At 73.6% G+C, this 2033-nt stretch carries 3 protein-coding genes and 1 pseudogene; 3 read left to right on the forward strand and 1 reads right to left on the reverse strand.

Features of this window, described 5'->3' with window-relative positions:
• On the forward strand, positions 1-423 hold a 423-nt coding region (locus G3I65_RS14515), incomplete at its 5' end, for a helix-turn-helix domain-containing protein (RefSeq protein ID WP_203612386.1).
• 145 nt (positions 424-568) lie between these two features.
• Positions 569-1273 (forward strand): GNAT family N-acetyltransferase, encoded by a 705-nt coding sequence (locus G3I65_RS14520; protein ID WP_160696579.1) that lies wholly within the window; start codon positions 569-571, stop codon positions 1271-1273.
• On the opposite strand, the gene G3I65_RS14525 is transcribed toward G3I65_RS14520, so the two are convergent.
• Positions 1163-1696, reverse strand: coding sequence for a GtrA family protein (locus G3I65_RS14525; protein ID WP_160696580.1), 534 nt, complete (start codon positions 1694-1696; stop codon positions 1163-1165). The two genes, G3I65_RS14520 and G3I65_RS14525, sit on opposite strands and share 111 nt — an antisense overlap.
• Positions 1697-1735: 39 nt before the next feature.
• On the opposite strand from G3I65_RS14525, the pseudogene G3I65_RS14530 reads away from it, so the two are divergent.
• Positions 1736-2033 (forward strand): annotated as a pseudogene (locus G3I65_RS14530) (hypothetical protein); the annotation flags it as partial.

Raw genomic sequence — 2033 nt, forward strand, 5'->3', positions numbered from 1 at the left:
CCGCTGGTCCCGCTCGCGTCGGCCCCTGACTCGTTCCGGGTGGCCCGCCGCGCGGTCGACCTCGCGGCGCGTGGCCTGCTGGACGCGCCGGGCCCGGTCGTCTGGTGCCGCGACCACGTGACGACGCTGCTCCTGCTGGCGGACGAGTTCCTGGTGGCGCAGCTCGCGGAGACGACGCTGGAGCCGCTGTCGGGCCTGTCCGGGCGGCGCCGGGAGCAGCTGGCGGAGACGTTGCTGGCGCTGGTCCAGACCCGGGGGAGCGCGCCCGAGCTGGGCCGGCTGCTCGACCTGCACCCGCAGACGATCCGCGCGCGGCTGAAGAAGCTGTCGGAGCTGTTCGGGGCGCGGCTGGACGACCCGGGCGAGCGGCTGCGGCTGGAGCTGGCGCTGCTGGCCGAGCGGGTGTTGCCGGACCGCGACTGACCGCCGCCGGATGACGTGAATGACTCATTCATGTCGCCCGACGACATGAATGAGTCATTCACGGCAGGCCGGGCCGCCGCCACCGCCCCCACGGCCGGCGCCGGTGGGTCCAGGCCCGGGTCGGTCCCGCCTTAAGCTGCCCGGCATGACCGGATTGCTCACCGAGCGGCTGCGGCAGGCCAGCGAGAACGCCGTCGCGATGTGGACCACCCTCGCGCACGCCCGGGGCGACCGCGTCCTCGATCGGCCCGGGTTCGCCGCGATCGACGGCAGGCGCTTCCGGATCATGCTGCGGACCGGGGAACCGGACGACAGCACCGTGCGCGAGCTCACCGAACTCGCCCGGAGCATGCGGGCGGACGGCCGGACCGTCGTCGTCGAGGATCCCTTCCGGGTGCTCGACCTCGACGGTCTCGGGATGACCGCGGGGCAGCTGCCGGTCATGGTCCGCGAACCCGCGCCCGTGCCGGACGAAGGGGCCGTCGCCCGCGTGCGGACCGCCGCGGAGCTGGGCGCGGCCGAAGACCTCGTCGTCCGCGGCTTCCCGCTGGAGGAGTACCAGCCCCTCGAGCCCGGGCGGGTCTTCCCGGCCGCGCTGCTGGAGCAGGCCGTCTTCCTCAAGGCGGGCGAAGGCGCCTGCGTCACCATGGACCACGGCGGCGTCGGCGGCGTCTACTGGGTCACCACGCTGCCGGAACACCGCTCGAAGGGCGTCGGGCGGGCGCTCATGCACGCCGTCCTACGGCACTTCGAGGACCGCCCCGTCACGCTGACCGCCGCCCGGGCCGGGAAGCCGCTCTACGACAAGCTCGGGTTCACCACCTTGGGGGACGCCAACTGGTGGCGTTGACCGCGGGAACACCCACCGCCGGTAGCCGTACCAGCGGAACGCCGTCCCGGCCAGCGTGCCCAGCACCATCCCCGCGACGAAGTCCGCGATCTCCTGCGCCACGAAACCCACGTGCGGGACGGCCAGCAGCAGCACGTACCGCGACACCAGCGGCGGCACCAGGTTCACGGCCACCGCACCCGCGTTGACCGCGAAGAACAGCGTCGCCTCGCGCAGCCGCTGGTGCCCGCCGCGGCCCGCGAACGACCAGCGCCGGGACAGCAGGTACGCGAACGCCGTCGAGACGATCGTCGCGATCGCGAGCGCCGTGACCGGCTTTTCCCGGAACACGGTGAGCTTCAGGGCGTAGTCGCCCAGTAGGGTGACCCCGTACGCGGCCGAGCCGACGACGGCGAAGCGGAGCAGCTCTCGCGGCTCGGGCATGGTTCCTCCAGGTGACGCCGACAGGGTGGAGGTCTTTCGATGGCACGCAAGGGCGAGGGGAGCGAGCTGCCCTCGGTCGCCGAACTGGTGAACCTCTCGCAGACGAAGCCGCTGATGATCCGCGGTGAACTCGACGCGAAGCTCGCCGAGGAACCCGAGCCCGCGCCCGAACCCAAGCCCGATCCGCTCGCCATCCTCGACGCCGAACTGGCGGCGCCCGAGCCCGAGGACGAGCGTCCCCTCGACGCCCCGCCGGCCGCCGGGTCGCACCGCGCGAAGCCGTTCGTCCTCGCCGCGGGCGGGGTGGTCGCGCTCGGGCTGGCCGCCGTCGTGCTGC

It is taken from the genome of Amycolatopsis sp. SID8362, from assembly GCF_010550475.1.
Taxonomy (GTDB): Bacteria; Actinomycetota; Actinomycetes; order Mycobacteriales; family Pseudonocardiaceae; genus Amycolatopsis; species Amycolatopsis eburnea.

Coding starts and splice junctions, on each gene's coding strand:
- G3I65_RS14520 (WP_160696579.1), top strand. CDS start 569: ATGACCGGATTGCTCACCGAGCGGCTGCGGCAGGCCAGCGAGAACGCC.
- G3I65_RS14525 (WP_160696580.1), bottom strand. CDS start 1,696: ATGCCCGAGCCGCGAGAGCTGCTCCGCTTCGCCGTCGTCGGCTCGGCC.